The following is a 6,348-nucleotide window of genomic DNA, read 5'->3' as shown; positions in this document are numbered from 1 at the left end:
AGCACGTCATACTGTAATCCTTTTACCTCCACTGTCACCACTAACCCCATTGATGGCTCTTTCTCACCAATCCTGTGCCAGCGAACTGCATATTGGTAGCAAATATATTGAGTAGAGATAAAGGAATGACTCACCATTAGACATTATTTTAATGTTTGATACCATTTTATATGGAATGACTGGTATTTATTTTTTATGGATAGCAATCTGTATCTAAATAACATAATGGTTTAGATCGCTTTATCATACAGAGTACTCGATATCAATTTTATCTACTTATAGGTAAATAACTAGCAAAAATAAAAAAACTTTCTGGTATTGATAGAGGGAATGGATGATGTTGATTACCTACATTTTAGGTATTTTTACAGTTCAAATATTCAGATTTATAGAGGTATAGGTTATGGGTAGTCAATACATGGAAAATATCATCCTCACCAATGATGAAAGAGAGCTTTTTGGCTTGGAATTGATATCCGCTAAATGGGATAGAGTTGAAATCAAAAAAGGGATGGTTGTTTATTTTGATGGTGATGCTATCTGTAAAATTATCTATAACTATGAGCATAGTGGTGAGGGTTTTATCAATACCCTATATATTGAAGAAGATAATTTGATTAAAACGAGAAATAGAGAGTTTGTTTTGCCTAGAACAGCAAAAGGCAAAGAGAAAAAATTAAATTATACATCGATTAATGGAATGAAAAGTACGGGTTGTCGTTTTAGTTTAACTTTAAGCACTTCAGGAATTGGTGCGACGTTAAATGTGACGAATAGCCAAAATAGCCTTCGTTTACCTATTCCATTTCCTCAGCAAATTGGAACTGTTGATGCGTTTCGCCAATGGTTAGCCACATTTGTGTCTTCAAGAGATGAACGTTATTTCTCTAAAGTGGAACGTATGAAAAATGCCCCACGAAAAAATGTTAAATATAAGAATGGCGATATTTTTTGTTATGAAATAGACCTAGAATATTATGGATTTGCTCTGATTATAGGTCAGATCACTAAGATAAAAAAAGCAGGCGTGCTGAAGCAAGAGCATATTTGGAATGATCTCATGACGGTTCCCTTAATTGTTCGAACGTATCAGTTCAAAAGCCAAGAAAAAAATATGCCTATTGAAGAAATTATACAGCACAGCTTATCGGATTCATTTTTCATGATGGATGACCATGTTATGAGAGGTGTATACGAGATTATTGGAAATAAACTTTTAACTGCCGATGATATTGATTTTCCCATTCAAGCGGGAAGATCACTATCTAATGACTCTTTTACTCGATTATGTTGGGGAGTTGGAATAAAAAGCCATCCAAATGAACACGCATCAATGCTACCTAGTGGTATTCAAGATATGGAATTGTTGAGACATGGTGTTAATTTTGGTGTCAGTTTTTCAGAAATAAAAACAGTAGAAAGTCGTAAAACACCGTTGGAAAAACTGGCTTTTGCTCATTTTGGTATATCTGAAGATATAACATTTGATGATTTTAATCGGCAATTCGGCGGTATGACTCGTGAAGAATACGCGCTATATGCGAATAAAAAGTAGGGAGCAAATAAATTTGCTAAATCATTACTGGTTCTTATTTTAAACTTTGATATAAACTATACCCAGCAACGGCTCCAGCGACATCATAAGCAAAGTCATGCCAGCTCCATCCCGTACCATTAGGTCGACTGTCATACAGCTCTTTTGCCGCTCCTAGGGTAATGGAAAATAAAACGCCAAATTGCGCAGCATCTCGATGTTGCCAATTTTGCCTATCAGCATAAGCATTGCCGGCCATCGCCATTGCGGCTGAAAAAGCAAAATGCTGTGCCTTATCCTTACCTTGCCAATTATCATTTGCCCAGTGGGCCCCTGAACAGCCTGTTATCGTAAAAATTAAGCCAATAAGTAAATAAGATAATAATGTTTTTAGCAGATTCATTTGTTTATCAACGGGTCTAATATAAAAAGCACCACAGTCGTGGCGCTTTTTATAGATACAAGATACGGATAAATTACAAAATACGACTGATTAAGCGGTCTACTCTAATTCGTCTTAAGCGGCGAATGAGTTTTTTCACTTTGATTGGATAGGTTTGGATACTATCTAATTCACGATAATGACTCACAATTTTTGTATGAGTGCGAATACAGTCAAGTTCATGCTGACGCTGCTCTTGCATCTCTTGATTTGGGTCGTGAATTAAAACCGCATTTTCAAGATCCAATCCCCACGCTCGTGGGTTAAGATTATTGCCTGTAATAAGTTGCCATTGGCTATCAACCCACATCCCTTTTAAGTGATAAGTATTATCACCATCTTTCCACAGACGAATTGTTAATTGCTTACTATCAACAAATTTTTGTAAGCGGCTAACAAACCGCCGTAGATTAATCTCATAGAGGTACGGCAAAGCCCCAATAATTTTAAATGGCTCTTCAGGGGGAATATAGAAATCATTAGCAGTTTTATCACCAATAATAATTTCCACCTGCTTACCTTCACGTAATAGTCGGCTAATAATCCTAACTAATACGGCTGGAAGATTGAAATAAGGGGTACAGATTGTGAGTTTATTTTGTGTTGAACTCATTAGATGGGTAATTGTTCGGTTTAGGTCATTTTTTTTGCCTAAACCAACTAGAGGCGTGACGGCTAATTCACCATTAGTTGCATTACCCTTAAATTGATATGAGCTTCCTCTAAGTGAAAGACGGAATTGTTTGATGATATTTTTGAATTCGGCGGTTTTGGGTCTGTTTGCCTTATTCAATAGCTGAATCGCATCCGATTTTAGTAAGGCATCATCAATATAAGTCTTCATTGATGTCGTTAATGCCTTATTTTTGATCAGCTGATACCGGTCGTAGCGATATCTTTCATGGCGCTGTAGATAGACATCATTAATACTAGCGCCACTGTACAATAAAGTATCATCAAAGATAAAACCTTTTAGATGCAAGACACCTAAGGCTTCCCGTGTATTCACAGGAATACCATAAATAGGGATATCAATGTCCGGGTATTGTTGCGAAACATCATAGTACCAGTCTGCATTCGTTGAATTAGCGGCTGCACCAATTCTTCCTCGTTGCGCACGGTGCCAATCAACAAGTATTTTAATCTCTAATGATGGATTCGCTTGCTTAGCGGCATACAGTGCATGAAGAATATCTTTACCTGCATCATCTTGCTCTAAATATAACGCAGTGATGTAGATGCAATGTTGAGCAATAGATATTTGTTCAAGTAGAGCATCACGAAAATCTTCTGTCTTATATAGCGTTTTAACATCAGCAATAGACTGAGCCAGTTTAGGTAAACTCGCTAAATATTGTTGATGTTTTGCTTGTTTTAATTTTGACAACATCACAGTGTAAATTTTCTCTTAATTAGTCTAATAGCAAATCGCTTGTATAAATATACTCTCAGGTATTGGTAAGCGAATGATCTGTCGATGATAGCATACTTAGCCAAACCATTTAGAATAAATTAAAAACCTGTTTAATTGTTGTACAGGTTTATTTAGGCTATCGGGTTATAAATGTAATGTTAAGTTTACAACCCCATCTTCAAATTGAACGTCAATCTCGAAACCTAACTTTTTCGCTAGGCTGATCATATTACGGTTTTCGGGCATCGTGATTGCTGTCAATTTTTTTATACCATGTGAACGGGTATAGCTCAGTAATTTAGTCATTAATTGATAGCCAAGAGTTAGCCCTTTCATATCCGATCTGACGAGAACCGCAAATTCTGCCTCTTGGTTATCAGGATCTGCCATTGCGCGAGTCACCCCTATAATTTCAGGGTTTGAATCAGGATCCCTAACAGCCACGAATGCCATTTCGCGGTCATAATCAATTTGCGTCATATTGGCGAGATCATCATGCGTAAACTCACTGATTTCACTAAAATAACGATAATAAAGATCCTCTTTAGTCACTTGCTCAATAAATGATTTTAATAGTGGTTCATCTTCCGGCAATATTGGTCTTAGCAAACAAGTGAGATCATCTTTGAGTGAGATAGTTTCTTCTAGTTCGCTTGGATAAGGGCGGATCGCTAACCTTGATTTTTGGTTCTCTTGCTCTGGAATTAATGTCATTGAGACATCAAGTAAAGTGAATTCATCTCCAGAGGCGAGTAACGGATGAATATCTAGTCGTGCAATATTTGGGCAATCAATAATTAGGTTTGAAACCCTCACCAGCAAACTCGCCAGCCCTGGGATATTGAGTGGTGCCAGTGCACTGCGCGCTTTGATTTTATAGCCTTTAATGGCTTGAATAACTAGGTATCGCGCTAGGGCCAAATTCAATGGTGGTAAAGCGACCGCAGCTTGGCTCTCTTGTTGCCATTCAATACCGCCTTCCCCTAGCATAATTAATGGGCCGAAGACGGGATCAAGTTCAACGGCAATACGCAACTCTTGGGCGCCAGCACGGTTCGCCATACTTTGCACCAGTAAACCTTCGATACGTGCATTGGGGAAATTGGTGGATACACGCTCCATAATGGCTTTAGCAGCATCTCCCACTTCTTTAGCATTACGTAAGTAGAGCATTACCCCTTGTACTTCTGATTTATGCACAATATCTGGTGAACGTAATTTTAATGCGACGGGGTAGCCAATTTTCTCTGCAATTTCAATTGCCTCATCACTAGAATGAGCTATCCAAGTCGGTAGGCTGTTTAAACCATAAGCCTGTAAAATAGGCTGAACTTCATGTGTGTCTAAGTGTAAGTTGTTATTTTGTAGAGCCTGTTGAATATATTCATGTGCTTGCTGAGTGTTGGCTGTGATACCAATTGGAAGCGCTGGCGTTTCTTTTAACTGTTTTTGGTTGCGTCGGTACTCGACCATATGCATGTATGCGGTTATCGCGCCTTCAGGTGTACGATATGTTGGTATCCCTGCTTCACTAAAGAGCCGACGTGAGGTTTGTGATGAGTATTCGCCACACCAGTTAGTTAGTATGGTTAACCACTTACCTCTTGGATGCTGCTTAATGGTTTTGATGACTTTTTCTGCCATTGTCTTGCTTTCTGTTATGGCGCTAGGTGTATAGATCAATAACAGTGCATCATGGTCATGGCTATCGAGCATTTTGTTCAATACGTTAATATAGCGATCAACGGTGGCATCATCACCTAGGTCGATAGGATTTTGGGTTGAGAGGTCAAGGGGAAGGAGTGAACTAAGTTCATTTTCTGTTTCTTGACTTAAGGTAGCGAGCTTACCGTTTCGTTGCAGTAGCTCATCTAAAGCCATCGCCGCAGGGGCGGCGCCATTACTAATGATGGATAGGCGCTCCCCTCGTAGAGGCGTCATATAGCTTAGGGTTTCAACCGCAGAAAACATTTCATGAGTATCTTGTACTCGAAGCAGCCCTGCACGCTGGATGGCAGCATCGTATGCCGCATCAAGACTTGGTTTTTCACCGAGTAGTTGTTGAGCTTTTCGGGTACGACCGCTTTTTATTACTAGAATTGGCTTATTCCGTGATGCGCTACGTGAGGCGGAAAGAAAACGACGTGCATCGCTAATATTTTCAAGATAGAGCAAAATAGCACTCGTTTTACTGTCGCGAGCCAGATAATCCAGTAAATCATCAATATCGATATCAATGCTATCACCCAAGGCGATAAAGTAAGAAAAGCCAATATCTCGGTGACGCGCCCAATCCAGTACGGTATTAGAAACGGCAGCGGATTGAGAGATAAAGGCTAATTTCCCTTTTAGGATTGGGATCGGTGAAAAACTCGCATTAAGCCCTTGCCATGGAGCCAGTATACCGAGGCTATTTGGACCGAGTAGCCTTATTTGATATTGCTGGGCGATTTTCTTGAGTTCAGCGAATTGAATTGAAGGAGATGATAAAATAATAACCACATTACAGCCATATTCACCGAGCTGTTTTAAACATTCAGGGTTTTTCGAATGGTGAGTACAGATGACCGCAAGATCTGGTTTTAAAGGCAACTTATCGATGGATGGGTAAGCCAGCACGCCAAGAATAGAGCTTCGGTTAGGGTTGACAGGGAGAATAGGCCCCTTAAAACCATTAGTTAATAAGTTTTTCATCATTACCGAACCTGCACGATTCGGATTTTCAGAAGCACCAATCACAGCGATCGATTTTGGTCTAAATAACGATTCTAACTGACTCAGTAAACCCATGGCAGATAACCTTTTGCTTTAGTGAGCGAAAACACCGTTCAAAGAATATTGAGAAGCCAAGTAATACTATGCCGTATCTGATAATTAGTGCTAGTTTATCCTGTTTATTTAATGGAATTATCTAATGATGTTCACGTTTTAAACTGCTAACTATCCTAAAGTTGCATG

At 39.1% G+C, this 6,348-nt stretch carries 4 protein-coding genes; 1 reads left to right on the top strand and 3 read right to left on the bottom strand.

The genetic code is table 11. The features are described 5' to 3' along the window. Nucleotides 1-403 precede the first annotated feature (403 nt). Entirely contained in the window at nt 404-1,555 is a 1,152-nt protein-coding gene (locus tag PR699_RS08485) for an immunity 26/phosphotriesterase HocA family protein (RefSeq protein ID WP_014657696.1), read from the top strand. A 34-nt stretch (nt 1,556-1,589) separates the two neighbouring features. On the opposite strand, the gene PR699_RS08480 is transcribed toward PR699_RS08485, so the two are convergent. From PR699_RS08480 to PR699_RS08470, 3 genes are all read right to left on the bottom strand, one after another. Further along, nucleotides 1,590-1,937 carry a YfiM family lipoprotein gene (locus PR699_RS08480; RefSeq protein WP_014657697.1) on the bottom strand — a complete coding sequence of 116 codons (348 nt, stop codon included), beginning with the start codon at nt 1,935-1,937 and terminating at the stop codon, nt 1,590-1,592. A 73-nt stretch (nt 1,938-2,010) separates the two neighbouring features. After that, nucleotides 2,011-3,366, bottom strand: a complete 1,356-nt coding sequence (gene pssA, locus PR699_RS08475; protein ID WP_004917572.1) for a CDP-diacylglycerol--serine O-phosphatidyltransferase — start codon at nt 3,364-3,366, stop codon at nt 2,011-2,013. Nucleotides 3,367-3,534: 168 nt separating this feature from the next. Then, nucleotides 3,535-6,180: a bifunctional acetate--CoA ligase family protein/GNAT family N-acetyltransferase gene (locus PR699_RS08470; protein ID WP_014657698.1), complete on the bottom strand. Its 2,646-nt coding sequence runs from the start codon at nt 6,178-6,180 to the stop codon at nt 3,535-3,537. Nucleotides 6,181-6,348 lie beyond the last annotated feature (168 nt).

The organism is Providencia sp. PROV268 (assembly GCF_028477805.1).
In the GTDB taxonomy this organism is placed as follows: domain Bacteria; phylum Pseudomonadota; class Gammaproteobacteria; order Enterobacterales; family Enterobacteriaceae; genus Providencia; species Providencia stuartii.
This window is presented reverse-complemented; position numbering and strand designations above follow the sequence as displayed.